The following is a 17,047-nucleotide window of genomic DNA, read 5'->3' as shown; positions in this document are numbered from 1 at the left end:
AGCGTACTCCTCGACGACGCCGAGCTGTCGAAGCTGCTCGGCCAGTCCTTTGGAAGCAAGAACGAACTCCCGGGCCGGTTCGGCGGTCCCGAGGTGTTGCCGCCGGCCTTCGGCGCGGTCTCACCCGCCAATTGCGTCGGTGTCACCTCGATGATGGTCAAGGACGCCTACCGATCCGCCGACGTCAAGAATGCGGCCCGGGAGTTCGTTCTTGCTTCCAAAGGACTGGCCGAGCAGCTTCGACAGCTCGGCGTCGTCGAGGAGTACCTTTTTGACGGGTTGCCCGATGACCGGGTGGGGTTTCAGATTCGGCGCGGGCCGCGCGGTGCCGTCGACGGTGCAGCCGGTGGCGAGCGCGACGGCGATCAGGCCCGTGAGGATCATCCGGCGCGTCGACATCAGTTGGTACTCGAGACTTTTCGCAACATTGCCTGAACGACTTGGCTGGCCCGGGTCCCGGCCTGCGCGTGCGGCCCGACGGCGACTTTGACGTCAGCGATGACGTCGCCCGCGGTCCCCACTGCCCGCTCGTCCGGGGATGGCGGCGTGTGATGGTTGTCCCACGCGATGACGGTGGCGGAAAGTATCGGTCCGTCGACGCGGACGTCGGTCACCTTCGAGTACAACTCGGTGTTGCTTTGGTCGTGGGTGTACATGGTGACCGTGGTGTCCGTGCAGCGTTGCCATTGCTCGACGAACGACGCGAACAGCCGTTGCGCGTCCGACGTGGCCGCCAGCTCGATCGCCGCAGCCGATGCGCTGGACACCTGGATGCCGGAGCCATAGTTCCAGTAGCTCTGCGTCGCGACGCGGCGCACCGGTCCCTTTTCGTAGACGAGGCGCATCGCGGGATCGACGACCCCGAGGCATTCGACGGGAGCGGCGCCACCAGCGTCACGAATCCCGTTGGGCAGCACATCGATACCACCCACCAACGGCGGACTGTGGGGCGGGAGCTCGTTCCCGACGGCGGCGCTGATCTCGGCGTCGTCCGGCAGGATCTGTCCGAGCGGCAAGGCGGCTACGCCAAGCGGGCCGGTGTGCGTCGGGGTTCCGGCCACCGTCGTGACGCATCCCGTGCCGAGCAGGCCGAGACCGACAACACCGACGGCTCGCATCAGCTGCACGACTACTTCTTGCCTGACGAACTGGATTTGTCGCCGGCGGCATCCGTGGACAGCGCCGCCACGAATGCTTCCTGCGGCACGTCCACCCGTCCGATGGTCTTCATCCGCTTCTTGCCTTCCTTCTGCTTTTCCAGGAGTTTGCGTTTGCGGGTGATGTCGCCGCCGTAACACTTGGATAGCACGTCCTTGCGGATGGCCCGGATATTCTCGCGCGCAATGATTTTCGAACCGATGGCCGCCTGCACCGGCACCTCGAACTGCTGGCGCGGAATCAGCTCCTTGAGCTTGGTGGTCATCTTGTTGCCGTAGGCGAACGCCGAATCCTTGTGCACGATCGCACTGAACGCGTCGACGGCTTCGCCCTGCAACAGGATGTCGACCTTGACCAGTTCGGCCTCCTGCTCGCCGGCCTCCTCGTAGTCGAGGCTCGCGTAGCCGCGGGTGCGCGACTTCAGGGAATCGAAGAAGTCGAAGATGATCTCGCCGAGCGGCATCGTGTAACGCAACTCCACCCGTTCGGGCGACAGATAATCCATGCCCCCGAGCTCACCGCGCCGCGACTGGCACAGCTCCATGATCGTGCCGATGAATTCGCTGGGCGCGATGATCGTCGTCTTCACCACGGGCTCGTAGACCGTGCGCACCTTGCCCTCGGGCCAGTCCGACGGGTTGGTCACGACGATCTGTGCGTCGTCTTCTTTCACGACCCGGTAGACGACGTTCGGCGACGTCGAGATCAGGTCCAGGTCGAACTCGCGCTCCAGGCGTTCGCGGGTGATCTCCATGTGCAGCAGGCCGAGGAAGCCGCACCGAAAGCCGAAGCCCAGCGCCACCGACGTTTCCGGCTCGTAGGTCAGCGCCGCGTCGTTGAGCTGCAGCTTGTCCAGGGCATCACGCAAAACCGGGTAGTCGGAGCCGTCCACGGGATAGAGGCCCGAGTAGACCATCGGCTTGGGTTCGCGATATCCCGTCAGCGCCTCGGTGGCGCCGTGCCGGGCCGTCGTCACGGTGTCACCGACCTTGGACTGGCGGACGTCCTTCACACCCGTGATCAGGTAGCCGACCTCGCCCACCCCCAGCCCCGCGCTGGCCTTCGGTTCGGGCGAGACGATGCCCACCTCGAGCAGCTCGTGGGTGGCGCCGGTGGACATCATCAGGATGCGCTCCCGCGGGACGATCTTGCCGTCCATCACCCGGACGTAGGTCACCACGCCGCGGTAGATGTCGTAGACGGAGTCGAAGATCATCGCGCGGGTGGGCGCGTCGGCGTCGCCTTGCGGATGCGGCACCTCGCGCACGACGTGGTCGAGCAGGTCGGCGACGCCCTCACCGGTCTTGCCGGACACCCGCAGCACGTCGCCGGGCTCACAGCCGATGATGTGGGCGATCTCCCCCGCGTAGCGTTCCGGATCGGCGGCCGGCAGGTCGATCTTGTTGAGCACCGGGATGATGTGCAGGTCGCGGTCCAGCGCCAGGTACAGGTTCGCCAGCGTCTGCGCCTCGATGCCCTGGGCCGCGTCGACCAGCAGCACCGCGCCCTCGCACGCCTCCAGCGCCCGCGACACCTCGTAGGTGAAGTCGACGTGCCCCGGGGTGTCGATCAGATGCAGGACGTACTCTTCGTCACCGACCTTCCAGGGCAGCCGGACGTTCTGTGCCTTGATGGTGATCCCGCGCTCGCGCTCGATGTCCATCCGGTCCAGGTACTGCGCACGCATCGATCGCTCGTCGACGACGCCGGTGAGCTGAAGCATCCGGTCCGCCAGCGTGGACTTGCCGTGGTCGATGTGGGCGATGATGCAGAAGTTCCGAATCTGCGCCGGCGCGGTGAAGGTCTTGTCGGCGAAACTGCTGATGGGAATCTCCTGGTCTGGGCCCGCTGGAGGCCGCTTGAGCGGTGTGTCCAGGGTATCTGTGCGGGGCCGCCGGGACCTACTTGGATACATTCGCGCCCGACTGCGCGTGGTTATGCTGCGAATATGGCGTCCCCCCGGAAATCCCAGTGGAAGACGTTGCAGCGGTTCGCCCGCAATGCGGTCATCTACGCGCAGACCGCCCAGGTCGTCGCGCGGGAGCTTCAGCAGGCCGTGAAGATCACCGCAGACGTCATCGCCGCGGCCGCACCGCAACCGCCCGCCGTCACCGCGGGCCGCCCGGTGACCAACGCCAGCTTCCCCACCGCGCAGCGGGCGCGCAAGGTGGTCTACGCCCCTGACCTCGATGGCCGGGCCGATCCCGGCGAGATCGTCTGGACGTGGGTGGTCTACGAGGACGACCCCACCCGCGGCAAGGACCGGCCGGTCCTGGTGGTGGGCCGGGACCGCCGCGTGTTGCTGGGGCTGATGGTGTCCAGCCAGGAGCGCCACGCCGGTGATCGCGACTGGGTCGGGATCGGCTCGGGCGTGTGGGATCACGAGGGTCGGGAAAGCTGGGTCCGCCTGGACCGGGTGCTCGACGTGCCCGAGGAGGGCATTCGCCGCGAGGGCGCGATCCTGGATCGCGAAATCTTCGACGTTATCGCCGCCCGGCTGCGGGCGGACTACGCCTGGAGCTAGCCGCTCGCCGAACGTGTAACCAGGGCGGAAAAACTGCCGAATCTTCGCCGTGAGTGCACGTTCGGCGAATCGGCGGGTCGGCCCCGCCCGACGACGATGCGGGCCGCAACGCGGCCGGCTGAGGAGCCGGGCAATCAGCCCTGCCCGACGACGATGCGGGCCGCAACGCGGCCAGCTGAGAAGCCGGGCAATCAGCCCCGCCCGACGACGATGCGGGCCGCAACGCGGCCGGCTGAGGAGCCGGGCAATCAGCCCTGCGTGATGTAGGACTGCAGCTGCTGCTGCTCGGCCTCGAGTTCTTCCATCCGGGTCTTCACCACGTCACCGATGCTGACTATGCCGATCAGCTTCTTGCCGTCGAGCACCGGGACGTGCCGCACGCGGTTCTTCGTCATCAGCACGCTCAGCGAGTCGACGGTGTCGGCTTTCGTACAGGTGGCAACGGTTGCGGTCATGATCTTGGAGACCGGTCGCGACAGCACGCTGGCCCCGTGCGCGTGCAGCTGACGCACAACGTCGCGCTCGGAGACGATGCCGACGACACCCTCGTCGCCGACCACCACCATGGCACCGATGTTCTGCTCGGCGAGGCCCGCGAGCAGTTCTTTGACCGTCGCCTCGGGATTGATGGTCAGCACCGCCGCGCCCTTGTTCCGCAAGACGTCTGCAATCCGCATCAAGACCTCCAGCTGGTTGTGATCGGCTTCACACCAGGCTACGGCTAACTCGCGCGGTGCAAAAGCCACGGCGAGAACCCGTAGCCGATCCGTGCCCATGCCCTGACGTCGGCGTTCGACCCGGCGCGCGGAATCGGATCGCGCGATTGGGCCTCTGCGCAGGCGCGGGCCTTGCAAGATAAGGGCCATGATCGAGATCACGCTGCTGGGAACCGGAAGCCCGATCCCCGACCCCAACCGGGCCGGACCGTCGACTCTGGTGCGGGCCGGCGGACAGGTGTTTCTGGTGGACTGCGGGCGGGGCGTGTTGCAGCGCGCGGCGGCGGTCGGCGTGGGCGCGGCGGGTTTGTCGGCGCTGCTGATCACGCATCTGCACAGCGACCACATCGGAGACCTCGGCGATCTCCTGATCACCCGCTGGATCAGCACCTTCGCACCCGACCCCGCGCCGCTGCCGATCGTCGGACCGCCCGGGACCGCGGAAACGGTCGAGGCCACGCTGCACGCGTTCCACCACGACATCGAGTACCGGCTCGCCCACCACGCCGATTTGAACGCCCCGCCGGCGGTCGAGGTCCACGAATGCGCCGAGGGGGCGGTGTGGGACCGCGACGGCGTGTCGATCCGCGTCGCGCCGACCGATCACCGACCAGTAGCGCCGACCATCGGGTTCCGGGTCGACTACGGCACGGCGTCGGTGGTGCTCGCCGGGGACACAGTGCCCTGCGCGAGCCTTGACGAGCTGGCGAGCGGAGCCGGCGCGCTGGTGCACACCGTGATCCGCAAGGACATCGTCGGCAACATCCCGCAACAGCGGCTGCAGGACATCTGCGACTACCACTCGTCCGTCGAAGAAGCGGCGGAAACCGCCGCGCGCGCGGGCGTCGGGACCCTCGTCATGACGCACTACGTGCCGGCGCTGGTGCCGGGCCAAGAGGAACAGTGGCGCGCGCTCGCGGCCTCGCGGTTCGGCGGGCGCATCGAGCTCGGCGACGACCTGCATCGCGTCGAGATCGGCGACCCATAACTCCTCACTGCCGATGTCGTTGCGCCGCAACGGAAAACAGTGCCCCGGCCAGCACCAGCCAAGACAACGCCAGGCACCCGCGCGGCTAAGCCAGCCGAGTGATCTCTACTACGACGTCGAGATCGGTCGCGCCCTCACCGGAGTAAATGCCCTTGAGGGGCGGAACGTCGGTGTAGTCGCGGCCGGCACCCACGCTGACGTACTGCTCGGAGATCTCGGTCTCGTTGGTCGGGTCGTAGCTCCACCACCCTCCGGTCCACGCCGCAATCCACGCGTGGCTGCGCCCGTCGACCGTGTCGCCGACGACGGCGTGGTGCTTGGGGTGCAGGTAACCCGATACGTAGTGTGCCGGAATCCCCATGGCGCGCAACAACATCAGCGACAGGTGTACGAAGTCCTGGCAGACGCCAGTGCCCGCATTCAACGCGTCCAGCCCCGACGAGTGCACGCTGGTGGTGCCCGGCAGGTAATCCAGCTCGCCGCGCACCCAGTGCGCCGCGGCGGCGACGGCCTCGGCGGGCTGGTGCGATTTGGCGATCTTCTTGGCCACGGAGGCGACCTTTTTGCTCGCCGGGGTGTGCGCGGTGGGGCGCAGCATCTCGTCGTACCGATCGATCACCGCCTCGGAGCGCAGATCCTCCCAGCCGACGTCGGTCACCGCCGGTTCCGGCCGCTCGGTCTCGACCACCGAGGACGACGTCACGGTGAGATCGGTGTGCGGCGCGTGCAGATCGAAGGCCGTCACCGCGGTGCCCCAATAGTCGATGTAGCGGTAGGACCGGGTTGCCGGGATCGTCTCGACGCGATTGAGGATGACGTTCTGCCTGGTGTTCGACCGCGGAGTCAGCCGCGCCTCGTTGTAGGAGGCGGTCACCGCCGACTGGTAGGCGTATCCGGTGGTGTGCACCACCCGCAGCCGCCACATCAGGCGTCCCCCTGCCTGCTGACCAGCCGGCGGTCGGCGGCATCCGACCACGCCACCCAGGGAGTGACGTGAAAATACTGCACCGACAACGCTTCTCCGACGTCGCGACAGGTTCGCTGCAGGGCCGCCAAGCGGCTCTCCAACGACTCCAGGAGCACGCCGGGCTGCACGAACTCCAGCTCGCTGCGGGCCTGGCCGAGCAGCCGCTGCGCCTCGCCGGTGGCGCCGATGCGGCTCTGCCGGTTGCGCAGCAGTTCGTCGAGGTTGTGTTCGGCCAGCCGCAGCGAATAGAACACCGAACGCGGGAACAGCCGGTCGAGCAGCATGAACTCGACCACGCGGCCGGCGTCCAGCACACCGCGATAGGTGCGCAGGTAGGTGTCGTGCGCGCCGGCGGAGCGCAGCAACGTCACCCATGCCGGGGACGACGCGCTGTCCCCCACCCGCGAAAGCAACAGCCGAACCGTCATGTCGATCCGCTCGATCGCACGGCCCAGCACCATGAAGCGGTACCCGTCGTCGCGTGACAACGTCGAGTCGGCCAGCCCGGCGAACATCGCCGCCCGGCCCTCGATGTAGGACAGGAACTCATGGGGCCCAAGGCGTTTGGCGGCGCGCTCGCGTTCGGCCAGCGCATGGTAGGTGCCATTGAGGCACTCCCAGATCTCGCTGGACGTGACCTCCCGCGCCGACTTCGCGTTTTCCCGGGCCGCCGTGATCGCGTCGACGATCGACGAACCGCCCGATGCATTGGTGCTGAAGGCCACCAGGTCGGTCAATGACCAGACGTCCAGGTCGTGGCTCGGGGGATCGATGCCGAGCACCCGCAACAGGAGCCGAGACGCTTGGTCGGGGTCGACGCTGGAATCCTCAAGCAGCTGGTGCAGCACCACGTCGAGGATGCGGGCGGTGTCGTCGGCGCGCTCGACATAGCGACCGATCCAAAACAGAGCTTCAGCGTTGCGGGCCAGCATCAGCGCCTCTTTCGCCGCTGCTGTTGCTGAAGCTGCTGTTCCTGCGGCGACTCCTTGGTCAGCGACTGGGTCTGCGTCCGGCGCGGCGAGCCGTCGACCTCCGGGTCGGGCATCGATTCCGGCAGCGAGCGCACCACTTCCGCGGCGCCGAGCTCGTGGTCGCCGGCCGAGGTCCGCGTCGCCAACACCCAGGTGTCCTTCGAGCCACCGCCCTGGCTGGAGTTGACCACCCGCGAGCCCTCGACCAGGGCGACCCGGGTCAACCCGCCTGGCAGCACCCACACGTCGTCGCCGTCATTGACCGCGAACGGACGCAGGTCGACGTATCGGGGCGCGAGCGTGTTCCCGATCTGCGTCGGCACCGTCGAGAGCTCCATCATCGGCTGGGCGATCCAGCTGCGCGGATCGTCGCGAACCTTCTTGGCAACGGCGGCCAACTCCTTCTCGGAGGCCTCCGGCCCGAACACGATGCCGTAACCGCCGGACCCTTCGACCGGCTTGAGGACCAACTCGTCGATCCGGTCCAGCACCTCTTCGCGTTCGTCGTCGAGCCAGCACCGGTAGGTCTCGACGTTGGCCAGCAGCGGCTTCTCCCCCAGGTAGTACTCGATCATGGTCGGCACATAGGTGTAGACGAGCTTGTCGTCGCCGACACCGTTGCCGATGGCACTGGAGACCACGACGTTGCCGGCGCGTGCGGCGTTGACCAGGCCGGCCACGCCCAGCACCGAGTCGGCCCGGAACTGGAGCGGATCCAGGAAGGCGTCGTCGATGCGCCGGTAGATGACGTCGACCTGCACCTCCCCGTCGGTCGTGCGCATGTACACCTGGTTGTCCCGGCAGAACAGGTCGCGGCCTTCGACGAGCTCGACGCCCATCTGGCGGGCCAGCAGCGAGTGCTCGAAGTAGGCCGAGTTGTACACACCGGGGGTCAGCACCACCACCGTGGGGTCGGCCTCGTTGGTGGCCGCGGAATTGCGCAGGGCGCGCAGCAGGTGGGACGCGTAGTCGTCGACCGCACGCACCCGGTGGGTGGCGAACAGATTAGGGAAGACCCGCGCCATGGTCCGCCGGTTCTCCATGACGTACGACACCCCGGAGGGCGAGCGCAGGTTGTCCTCGAGGACGCGGAAGTTCCCCTTCTCGTCGCGAATCAGATCGATGCCGGCGACGTGGATGCGCACGCCGTTGGGCGGGACGATGCCCATCGCCTCGCGGTGGAAGTGCTCGCAGGAGGTGACCAGGCGGCGCGGGATGATGTCGTCGTTGAGGATCTCCTGGTCGCCGTAGATGTCGTCGAGATACATCTCGAGGGCTTTGACGCGCTGGATGATGCCGCGCTCCAGCCGGCTCCATTCGGCGGCCGAAATCACCCGCGGAACCAGGTCGAGCGGAAAGGGCCGCTCCTGACCCGACAGCGAGAACGTGATGCCCTGGTCGATGAACGCCCGGCCCAGCGCGTCGGCGCGCGCCTTGAGCTCCGAGGCGTCCGACGGGGCGAGCTCGGCGTGGATGCCCTTATAGGGCCCCCGCACGGCGCCGTGCGCATCGAACATCTCGTCGAACGCCATCGCGTAGACATCCGACGACCTGTTGTATCCGCCGAAAATGCGCTCGGTGCGCGCGGCGCGCAGACGCGCCCTGCTTTCTTCAAGCTGGCTCGGAAGACTCACGGTTTTAGATGCTGCCTCACATTGACGTTATGGCAGGCCACGGGTTCCCGTTTTGGGAGAAAACGTAACCGACTGATAACCTGGGCAGTCGCCGTGGTGGTATCCGGCGCCCAAGCAAACGTCGAATCGCAGAAGGAACTAAAGCGTGGCCAACATCAAGTCGCAGCAGAAGCGCAATCGCACCAACGAGCGCGCTCGACTGCGCAACAAGTCGGTGAAGTCGTCGCTTCGCACCGCCGTCCGCGCGTTCCGCGAGGCTGCCCACTCCGGCGACAAAGAGAAGGCCACCGAGTTGCTCGCGGCGACCACCCGCAAGCTGGACAAAGCGGCCAGCAAGGGCGTGATCCACAAGAATCAGGCGGCCAACAAGAAGTCGGCCCTGGCGCGCGCGCTCAACAAGCTCTGAGCCCCGCTCACCGGCTTCGGTTGGCCGCGAGCTCGGCCACCGTTCTGACCGCCGACTCCAGCGCGTAATCGGCGTCCGCCACGGCACCCTTGACGTTGGCGTTGAGCGTCGCCACCACCTTCATCGCCGCCGCCACGCTGTCGCGCGACCAATACCGGGCCTGCTTCTGGGCCTTCTGCACCCGCCACGGCGGCATGCCCAACTGCGACGCGAGCCGATAGGGGTCGCCCGACAGCGGCCCGACGCGCCCGATCGTGTGGATGGCTTCGGCCAGCGCGTCGGCCAGCACCACCAGCGGCTCACCACGCAGCATTGCCCAGCGCAGCGCCTCGGCGGCTCCCGCCACGTCGCCGGCCACCGCCTTGTCCGCGATGTCGAACCCCTTCACTTCGGCCTTGCCGCTGTGGTAGCGGCGGACCGCGGCGGCGTCGACGACGCCGCCGGTGTCGGCGACCAGCTGCGAGCAGGCCGCCGCCAGCTCCCGCACGTCGGAGCCGACCGCGTCCAGCATGGCGGTCACGGTCTCCTCATCGACCTTGACCCGCAGCGCGCGAAACTCCTTGCGGACGAAGTCGACCCGCTCGCTGGCCTTCGTGATCCGCGCGCACGGATGCACGATGGCGCCGAGCGATTGCAGCTCGGCGGCCAGCGCCTTGGCCCGCCCGCCGCCCGAGTGCACCACCACCAGCATCGTGCCGAGCGGGACGTCGGCCGCGGCGGAGGCGATCACCGCGGCGGCCTCCTTGCCCGCCTCTGCGGCCGCCTCGAGCACGACGATCCGCTCGTCGCCGAACAGCGATGGGCTCAGCAGCTCGGCGAGCTCGTAGGTGCTGACGTCGCCCGCCCGCATGCGGCTGACCGGCACGTCGTCTACGCCGGCCCGCTCGCGCGCCGACCGTAAGACGTCGGCCACTGCCCTGTCGACCAGCAGTTCCTCGTCCCCCAGGACCAGGTGCAACGGCGAATCCTCGCTCATCCCACGATGGTGTCACGACCGACCGACTAGGTCGCCCCGGGATCCAGCAGGGTGGACAACCACCAAGCCAGCGCGCAGACGACGGCCGCGACGCCGAGCCAGCGCCTTCCGCGCCGCCGGGCGGCCACCACGACGATCAGCACGGTCACCCCGGCGACCAGCAGCACCCCCGGCAGGCCGGACGGCACAGGCACCGTCGCCGCGGGCGCGCCGGCGGACCACCGGGCCACCCGCACCACCCACCACAGCTCGGGGCCGGTGAAACGGATCAACAACTGGGCGCCGGACGGCCACGGCACGCTCAAGACGGCCGCCGCGCTGCCCAGCACGGTGATCGGCGCTATCACGGGTGCCGCCGCGAGGTTGGCGGCGACCGCGACCAGGCTGAGCCGCCCCGAGATGCCGGCCACCAGCGGGGCGGTCACCACATGCGCCGCCGCGGCGATCGCCAGCGCGTCGGCCAGCGGTTTGGGGCAGCCTCTCCCCGTGAGGTGGCGCGACCAGCCCGGCGCGATGACGACCAGCGCGGCCGTCGCGGCCACCGACAGCGCGAAGCCCACGTCGACGGCCAGTTGTGGGGCCAACGCGAGCAAGCCGAGCACCGTTGCGCACAGTGCCGGGATGGCTTGGCGGCGGCGCGAACTCAGGATGCCGGCCAGGGCGACGGCGCCCATTACGGCGGCCCGCAGGACACTCGCCGTCGGTTGCACGACGAAGACGAACGCGGCAAGGGTCAGTCCGGCGAGGACGACGGCCGCCCGCGGTCCGATCACCCGCGCCGAGAACAGCACGGCCCCGCAGACGATGGTCACGTTGGCGCCCGACACCGCCATCAGGTGCGTCATGCTTGCCGCCCGAAAATCGCGGTCGGTCTCGGCAGTGACCGCCGAGGTGTCACCCAGGACCAGGGCGGGCAGCATCGCCGCCTGCTCGGCGGGCAGCGTGCCGCGCACCGCGGCGGCGAATCGACCGCGCACCGTGTGGGCCGCCCGCTGCACGACGCCCGCGGTGCCCATGCTCGGGCGGCCCGACGCGTTGAGGACGGCGACAGTGAGGTCACGGCGGGTCGGGCGCCCGATCCGCGCGGTGAACCGCACCGGCCGGCCCGCCATCAGCCCATCGGTATCCGATTCGAAATCCGCGGCGCGCGCGAAGACGACCACCCGGCCCGAGATCTGCTCGTCGCGCAGGCGCTGCAGCGTGGCCCGAAACATGAGCCGTCCGCGGCCCAACGACACGGGGCTTTCGCTAGGGGTGACCGTCACCGGGGCGGTGGTGCCGAACGCCGCGGTGATGGGGTGGCGCTCTACCGCTTCGGCGCGCAGCGCCACCGCCAAGCCGAATCCCGCACCGGTGACGCCGACCGCGACCAGTCCGGCGGCGACGGCCCGCCACCGACCGGCTCCGCCGGGTCGAGCCGCCGTGCGCCAGGCCAACGCACCGGCGACGGCGGCCAACACCACACCGCACGCCGCCACCACCCGGCCGATCGGCCACCAGATGCCGGCGGCCGTCACCACCCAGCAGGTAAGCGCGGCCGGCACCAGGCGCGCATCGAGGCGCGCCGCGCCCGATTCGATCGCACCCGGCCGGTTCACCGGTGTCAGACACGGACCAGGGCGCGCAGCTTCTCCAGGCGCGCCGGGCCGATCCCGTCGACATCGGCGAGCTGATCGACGCTGGTGAATTTGCCGTTGGCCTGCCGCCACGCGACGATCGCCGCGGCGGTGACCGGCCCCACGCCGGGCAGCGCGTCCAAGTCCTCCGCGGTGGCGGTGTTCAGGTCGAGTGCCTCACCGGTCTTCGGCTTGACCGACCCCGTCCCCGGCCGGGGCGGCTTCGACGTCGGCGTCGAACCGGTCGCCACCGAGCTGCCCAACGCCGTCGGCTGCCCGGGGCCAGGGGCCAGCCCGACAACGATCTGCTCGCCGTCGCCGAGCGGGCGCGCCATGTTCAATCCGACGGTGTCCGCCCCGTTCACCGCACCGCCCGCGGCCTGCAGCGCATCGGCGACCCGCGCGCCCGGCGCCAGGGTGACCAGACCGGGGCTGTGCACCAGGCCCACCACGCTCACCACCACGGGCCGGTCGGCGCCCGGACTGGGGTCGGCCGACGGCTTGGGGCCGGCGGTCGACGCCTTCTCCACCGGCGGCAGCTTGGCCGACATCACCGGCGCGGGCCGGTCGCGGAGCAGCGTGAACACCGTGACCAGCACGGCCAGCGCGGCCACGATCGCCAATCCGATGGCACCGGCCCGCCCCGGGTCCGCGCGCAGCCTGGCCATCCACCCGCGGTCCGCGGACGCATCGGGCAGCCACCGTGGCAGCAGCGAATTCGGGTCCTCGTCCGCCGCCTCCCCTGGTGACGTCGACTCCGCGCCGTCGGGCTCGGCGTCCGGTTCGGCACCGAGTCGCCGCTGGAGGCGCTCGGCGGGAAGTTCTGTCCGCATGCGCCGACCGTAGGTGCGCCGAGCGCCGAATCGGCCCCGCCGGGCGGCGCCCCGACCGACGGTTGTGGACGAAACCGAGGCTGTGCACAACCACTCCCCGCGGTGGGTTCAATATGGAACCAGGAACGCATTCCAGCACCGGGCATCCATCCGACGCTGGTAGCCACGTTCACCCCCGACGACAGGAGGCCGCCGTGCAACTGGCGCTCACACCGGAGGAAGCCGCGTTCCGCGACGAACTCCGCACCATTTACACCACGAAGATTCCCGAAGAGCTGCGCGAGCGGGTGCGCCAGGGCTCGGCGGAGGTGAACCACGAGGACATCCTCACCAGCCACAAGATCCTGCACGAGCACGGCCTTGCGGTGCCGAACTGGCCGGTCGAGTGGGGCGGCAAGGACTGGACGCCCACTCAGCACCAGATCTGGGCCGACGAGATGCAACTGGCGTGCGTCCCGGAGCCGCTGAACTTCAACACCAAGATGGTGGGCCCGGTGATCGCCGAATTCGGTTCGGAGGAAGTCAAACAGCGCTTCCTGCCGCCGACTGCCAGCCTCGACATCTGGTGGTGCCAGGGCTTCTCCGAGCCAGAGGCGGGTTCGGACCTGGCATCCCTGCGGACCACCGCGGTGCGGGACGGGGACAGCTACGTCGTCAACGGCCAGAAGACCTGGACCACGCTGGGTCAGTACGCGGACTGGATCTTTTGCCTGGTGCGCACCGACCCGCAGGCGCCCAAGCGACAGGCCGGCATCTCCTTCCTGCTGTTCGACATGAAGACGCCGGGTGTCACGCTGCGGCCCATCAAGACGATCGACGGCGGCCACGAGGTCAACGAGATCTTCTTTGAAGACGTCCGCGTACCGGCCAATCAGCTTGTTGGGGAAGAGAATAAGGGCTGGACGTACGCGAAGTTCCTGCTGGGCAACGAGCGCACCGGCATTGCGGGCGTGGGGCGGACCAAAGTGCGTCTCGCCGAGGTGAAGAAGCACGCCGCCGCCACCGGGGTGCTCGAAGATCCCTTGTTCGCGGCGCGGCTGGCCGAGGCCGAAAACGAGCTGCTGGCACTGGAACTCACCCAGTCGCGGGTGGTCACCGACTCCGCGAACGGACAACCCAACCCCGCGTCGTCGGTGCTCAAGCTGCGCGGCAGCCAGCTGCAACAGGTAGCCACCGAACTGCTCGTCGAGGTGGCCGGGCCGGACGCGCTGCCCACCGACGGTGAGGACATCTCGTCGCCGTCCTGGGCGCAGCGCAGCGCGCCGCACTACCTCAACTACCGCAAGACGTCGATCTACGGCGGCAGCAACGAAGTGCAACGCAACATCATCGCGTCCACCATCCTGGGATTGTGAGGCAGCCATGGACTTTCAGCTGAGCGACGAGCAAGGACTGCTCCGCGACACGACCCGCGAACTGCTGGCGCGCACCTACGACCCGGAAAGCCGCAACAAGGTCATCGACTCCGATCTCGGGTGGAGCCGTGAGGTGTGGAGTCAGCTCGCCGACACCGGCATCCTCGGCCTCGGCTTCGACCCCGACGAGTCGGGCCAGATCGAGATCGCGGTCGTGCTCACCGAGATCGGACGCCGGCTCGCACCGGAACCGGTCCTGCATGCCGCGCTCGGACCCGGCGCGCTGATCGCCGAGTTGGGCAGCGAACAGCAGAAGCAACTGCTCGACGAGGTCGCGGGTGGGCAACGGTTGCTGGCGTTCGCCCACCTGGAACCCGGCCAGCGCAAACCCTCCGCTGACGTGGCCACCAAGGCTGTGCGGCAAGGTGATTCGTGGGCGCTCAGCGGCCGGAAGAACCCGGTACTCGCCGGTGACTCCGCCGACACTCTGGTAGTCAGCGCCGCCCTGCCGGACGGCGGCACCGGCCTGTTTCTGGTCGATGCGGGGGCGGTGACCAGGCACCCGTACCCGACGTTCGACGGACAACGCGGCGCCCAGATCGATCTGGACTCCACCCCGGCCGAACCCTTGGGGGACGGCGGCGACGCAGCGCAAGCAATCCACGGCGCCGTCATCCGCATCCAGTCGGGACTGTGCGCCGAAGCGGTCGGGGCGATGGAGGAAGCGTTGCGACTGACCACCGATTACTTGAAGACCCGCAAGCAGTTCGGGGTCACGCTCAACAAATTCCAGGCACTCACCCAGCGGGCCGCCGACATGTACGTCTCGCTGGAACTGGCCCGCAGCATGAGCCTGTACGCCTCGATGTCGATCGCCGACGGTAACCTGGATCCGGTGATCGCCTCGCGCGCCAAGTTGCAGATCGGCCGCTCGGGCCGGCACATCGCCCAGGAATCGATCCAGCTGCACGGCGGAATCGGCGTGACCGCCGAATACCCGGTGGCCCACTATGCGGCGCGGCTCACCGCGATCGAACACACCCTGGGAACCTCCAGCGAACACCTGCACAATCTGGTCGACCACATCGGCGACTACGACTTGGCCCGGCTCTAGCCGATGGCAGCGCTGTCCGACAGAGTCGTTGAGTTCCTGTCAGCCGGCACCCGCACCGGCATGCTGGGGTACGTCGCCGCCGACGGCAGGCCGCTGGTGGCACCCGTGTGGTTCGTCGTCGACGACGGGCAGCTGGCGTTCAACACCGGCCATGACACATCGAAAGGCCGTGCCCTGCAGCGCGATCCGCGAGTGGTGATGTGTGTCGACGATCCCCATCCGCCGTACTCTTTCGTTCAGGTGCAGGGGGTGGCGACAGTGAGCGAGGATCCGGCCGACCTGCTCGACATCGCGACCCGGACCGGCGCGCGCTACATGGGTGCCGACCGTGCCGAAGAATTCGGCCGCCGCAACGCCGTTCCCGGCGAACTCGTGGTGCGGCTGCGTCCGACCAAGGTCATCGCCGGTTTCGACATCAGCGACTGACCGCCGCACATCAGCTCGGCTCGGGAGCCGCGACCGGTTCCGGGCTCGACTCTGACTCCGCATCGGGCAGCTGACCCACCAGGTATTCGGCGAGCCCCCCGATGGTCGGATAGTCGAACACCGCGGTCGCGTTGATCGTGAACTTGCCGCCGAACTGGCTGTGCAGCCGGTTGCGTAGCTCGATCGCCATCAGCGAATCCGTGCCCAGATCCAGGAACCGACTGCTTGCGGCCGGCGGTTGCGCCAGCCGTAAGAAGTTCTGCACCTCGCGCTGAAGGAATTCGGTCACGAAGCCGGCACGCTGCGGCACTGGTACCTCCATCAGCTGCTTGAGCAACTCACTGTCGCCGGTCACCTCCCCGATCGCACTCGGCAAGACCAGGTCGAGAATCGGTGGGCGCGAACCGCCCAACACCTTCGCGGCGCGCTGCCAATTGGCCTTGATGACGGTGGCCTGGCCGGTTCCATTGGCGACGATATCGGCGAGGGCGCCGAGCGCGGCCGACGGTTCCAGCGGAATCAGTCCCTGGGCACCGATATTGGCGGCCGCCGCCTCCGAGGACGCCATGCCGCCCTGGGCCCAGGGACCGAAGTTGACACCGGTCGCCGGCAGACCTCGCGCCCTTCTCCGCGCGACCAGCCCGTCGAGAAACGCGTTGGCCGTCGCATAGTTGGACTGGCCCGGTGAACCGAACAGGCTGGATACCGAGGAGGACACGATGAAGAAGTCCAGATCGTCGTCCTTGGTCAAGCTATCCAAATGCCAGGCGCCGAACGCCTTGGGCGCCAACGTTGTTCGGAATCGATCTAGGTTCTGCTGGGACAGCAGCGCATCGTCGAGCACGCCGGCCAGATGCACCACCCCGGCGAGCGGCGGCAACTCCGCGCGGATCCGATTTAGCAGCTGCGCCACCTCGGACTCGTCGCCGACATCGGCGGTGAAGACGTGGACGCGGCACCTGTAGCGCTCGGCGACCTCGTCAATCAGCCGTTGCGCGTCCGCATCGGGCACGCGCCGGCTGGTCAACACGAGGTCACCGGCGCCGCGCTGGGCCAGGAACGACGCCGTGTGCAGGCCGATGGCACCGAGCCCACCGGTGATCAGATAGCTTCGATCAACCCGCGGCTGAAGCGGATTCGGCATCTGCAGCACGATCTTGCCGATGTGCCGGGCTTGCTGCATGCGGCGAAACGCCGTCCTAGCCTCGGTCACCGGGTAGATCTCGGCGGGCAGTGGCGTCCAGTCGCCCTTGGCCAACCCGTCGGACACCTCGGTCAGCAACCCGCGGATCCGCTCGGGCTCTTGGAAGGTCACCGTGTCCAGCGCGACGATCTCATACGCGATGTCGGGACGGGCTTCCGC

The 17,047-nt window shown here is 68.4% G+C and carries 16 protein-coding genes and 1 pseudogene; 7 read left to right on the top strand and 10 right to left on the bottom strand.

What is annotated here, in order from left to right:
- Positions 1-435 (top strand): annotated as a pseudogene (locus tag A5695_RS29460) (sensor domain-containing protein); the annotation flags it as partial.
- Here A5695_RS29460 and A5695_RS07310 read toward each other — a convergent pair.
- Both A5695_RS07310 and lepA read right to left on the bottom strand, forming a co-directional pair.
- On the bottom strand, positions 399-1,118 hold the full coding sequence (locus A5695_RS07310; RefSeq protein WP_068079526.1) for a sensor domain-containing protein: 720 nt from the start codon (positions 1,116-1,118) through the stop codon (positions 399-401). The pseudogene A5695_RS29460 and the gene A5695_RS07310 overlap by 37 nt on opposite strands.
- A gap of 11 nt (positions 1,119-1,129) precedes the next feature.
- Positions 1,130-3,073 carry a translation elongation factor 4 gene (gene lepA / locus A5695_RS07305; RefSeq protein WP_068079518.1) on the bottom strand — a complete coding sequence of 648 codons (1,944 nt, stop codon included), beginning with the start codon at positions 3,071-3,073 and terminating at the stop codon, positions 1,130-1,132.
- Positions 3,074-3,106: 33 nt separating this feature from the next.
- Between lepA and A5695_RS07300 the strand changes: the two genes are divergently transcribed.
- Complete coding sequence (locus A5695_RS07300; protein WP_068079517.1) at positions 3,107-3,682, top strand: type II toxin-antitoxin system PemK/MazF family toxin; 576 nt, start codon at positions 3,107-3,109, stop codon at positions 3,680-3,682.
- Positions 3,683-3,930: 248 nt separating this feature from the next.
- Here the strand turns inward: A5695_RS07300 and A5695_RS07295 are convergent, their stop codons facing one another.
- Positions 3,931-4,359 (bottom strand): CBS domain-containing protein, encoded by a 429-nt coding sequence (locus A5695_RS07295; protein ID WP_068079524.1) that lies wholly within the window; start codon positions 4,357-4,359, stop codon positions 3,931-3,933.
- A 187-nt stretch (positions 4,360-4,546) separates the two neighbouring features.
- On the opposite strand from A5695_RS07295, the gene A5695_RS07290 reads away from it, so the two are divergent.
- Positions 4,547-5,386 (top strand): ribonuclease Z, encoded by an 840-nt coding sequence (locus tag A5695_RS07290; protein ID WP_068079516.1) that lies wholly within the window; start codon positions 4,547-4,549, stop codon positions 5,384-5,386.
- 85 nt (positions 5,387-5,471) lie between these two features.
- On the opposite strand, the gene A5695_RS07285 is transcribed toward A5695_RS07290, so the two are convergent.
- Genes A5695_RS07285 through A5695_RS07275 form a run of 3 tightly spaced genes read right to left on the bottom strand, consistent with a single transcriptional unit; the run spans position 5,472 to position 8,958 of the window.
- Entirely contained in the window at positions 5,472-6,311 is an 840-nt protein-coding gene (locus A5695_RS07285; protein WP_068079515.1) for a transglutaminase family protein, read from the bottom strand.
- Positions 6,311-7,285 (bottom strand): alpha-E domain-containing protein, encoded by a 975-nt coding sequence (locus A5695_RS07280; protein ID WP_068079511.1) that lies wholly within the window; start codon positions 7,283-7,285, stop codon positions 6,311-6,313. Before A5695_RS07280 ends, A5695_RS07285 begins: the two co-directional genes overlap by 1 nt.
- Positions 7,285-8,958 (bottom strand): circularly permuted type 2 ATP-grasp protein, encoded by a 1,674-nt coding sequence (locus A5695_RS07275; RefSeq protein WP_068079509.1) that lies wholly within the window; start codon positions 8,956-8,958, stop codon positions 7,285-7,287. Before A5695_RS07275 ends, A5695_RS07280 begins: the two co-directional genes overlap by 1 nt.
- Positions 8,959-9,103: 145 nt before the next feature.
- Between A5695_RS07275 and rpsT the strand changes: the two genes are divergently transcribed.
- Positions 9,104-9,364, top strand: coding sequence for a 30S ribosomal protein S20 (rpsT, locus tag A5695_RS07270; protein WP_068079507.1), 261 nt, complete (start codon positions 9,104-9,106; stop codon positions 9,362-9,364).
- A 7-nt stretch (positions 9,365-9,371) separates the two neighbouring features.
- Here rpsT and holA read toward each other — a convergent pair whose 3' ends face one another.
- The 3 genes from holA to A5695_RS07255 are packed head-to-tail and all read right to left on the bottom strand — an operon-like array spanning position 9,372 to position 12,789.
- Positions 9,372-10,340 carry a DNA polymerase III subunit delta gene (holA, locus tag A5695_RS07265; protein WP_068079503.1) on the bottom strand — a complete coding sequence of 323 codons (969 nt, stop codon included), beginning with the start codon at positions 10,338-10,340 and terminating at the stop codon, positions 9,372-9,374.
- A 26-nt stretch (positions 10,341-10,366) separates the two neighbouring features.
- Complete coding sequence (locus tag A5695_RS07260; protein ID WP_068079522.1) at positions 10,367-11,920, bottom strand: ComEC/Rec2 family competence protein; 1,554 nt, start codon at positions 11,918-11,920, stop codon at positions 10,367-10,369.
- A gap of 23 nt (positions 11,921-11,943) precedes the next feature.
- Positions 11,944-12,789, bottom strand: a complete 846-nt coding sequence (locus tag A5695_RS07255) for a ComEA family DNA-binding protein (protein WP_068079502.1) — start codon at positions 12,787-12,789, stop codon at positions 11,944-11,946.
- Between the two features lie 194 nt (positions 12,790-12,983).
- Between A5695_RS07255 and A5695_RS07250 the strand changes: the two genes are divergently transcribed.
- Genes A5695_RS07250 through A5695_RS07240 form a run of 3 tightly spaced genes read left to right on the top strand, consistent with a single transcriptional unit; the run spans position 12,984 to position 15,684 of the window.
- A complete protein-coding gene (locus A5695_RS07250; RefSeq protein WP_068079501.1) occupies positions 12,984-14,144 on the top strand; it encodes an acyl-CoA dehydrogenase family protein in 1,161 nt (386 codons plus the stop codon).
- A 7-nt stretch (positions 14,145-14,151) separates the two neighbouring features.
- The gene (locus A5695_RS07245) at positions 14,152-15,258 is read left to right on the top strand and encodes an acyl-CoA dehydrogenase family protein (RefSeq protein WP_068079500.1); all 1,107 of its coding nucleotides are present in this window, start codon (positions 14,152-14,154) and stop codon (positions 15,256-15,258) included.
- Between the two features lie 3 nt (positions 15,259-15,261).
- Positions 15,262-15,684: a PPOX class F420-dependent oxidoreductase gene (locus A5695_RS07240; RefSeq protein ID WP_068079499.1), complete on the top strand. Its 423-nt coding sequence runs from the start codon at positions 15,262-15,264 to the stop codon at positions 15,682-15,684.
- Positions 15,685-15,694: 10 nt separating this feature from the next.
- Here A5695_RS07240 and A5695_RS07235 read toward each other — a convergent pair.
- Positions 15,695-17,047: beta-ketoacyl reductase (locus A5695_RS07235; protein ID WP_156749504.1), on the bottom strand; the 1,353-nt coding region annotated here is incomplete at its 5' end.

Origin of the sequence: Mycobacterium sp. E1747 (genome assembly GCF_001667775.1) — a bacterium.
Taxonomy (GTDB): Bacteria; Actinomycetota; Actinomycetes; order Mycobacteriales; family Mycobacteriaceae; genus Mycobacterium.
Note: the sequence above shows the minus strand (reverse complement) of the source record. Positions and strands in the feature narration are given on the sequence as shown.

Excerpts from the sequence above, each read along its gene's own strand:
- A5695_RS07310 (WP_068079526.1), bottom strand. The coding sequence starts at position 1,118 with ATGCGAGCCGTCGGTGTTGTCGGTCTCGGCCTGCTCGGCACGGGATGC.
- lepA (WP_068079518.1), bottom strand. The coding sequence starts at position 3,073 with ATGTATCCAAGTAGGTCCCGGCGGCCCCGCACAGATACCCTGGACACA.
- A5695_RS07300 (WP_068079517.1), top strand. The coding sequence starts at position 3,107 with ATGGCGTCCCCCCGGAAATCCCAGTGGAAGACGTTGCAGCGGTTCGCC.
- A5695_RS07295 (WP_068079524.1), bottom strand. The coding sequence starts at position 4,359 with ATGCGGATTGCAGACGTCTTGCGGAACAAGGGCGCGGCGGTGCTGACC.
- A5695_RS07290 (WP_068079516.1), top strand. The coding sequence starts at position 4,547 with ATGATCGAGATCACGCTGCTGGGAACCGGAAGCCCGATCCCCGACCCC.
- A5695_RS07285 (WP_068079515.1), bottom strand. The coding sequence starts at position 6,311 with ATGTGGCGGCTGCGGGTGGTGCACACCACCGGATACGCCTACCAGTCG.
- A5695_RS07280 (WP_068079511.1), bottom strand. The coding sequence starts at position 7,285 with ATGCTGGCCCGCAACGCTGAAGCTCTGTTTTGGATCGGTCGCTATGTC.
- holA (WP_068079503.1), bottom strand. The coding sequence starts at position 10,340 with ATGAGCGAGGATTCGCCGTTGCACCTGGTCCTGGGGGACGAGGAACTG.
- A5695_RS07255 (WP_068079502.1), bottom strand. The coding sequence starts at position 12,789 with ATGCGGACAGAACTTCCCGCCGAGCGCCTCCAGCGGCGACTCGGTGCC.
- A5695_RS07245 (WP_068079500.1), top strand. The coding sequence starts at position 14,152 with ATGGACTTTCAGCTGAGCGACGAGCAAGGACTGCTCCGCGACACGACC.
- A5695_RS07240 (WP_068079499.1), top strand. The coding sequence starts at position 15,262 with ATGGCAGCGCTGTCCGACAGAGTCGTTGAGTTCCTGTCAGCCGGCACC.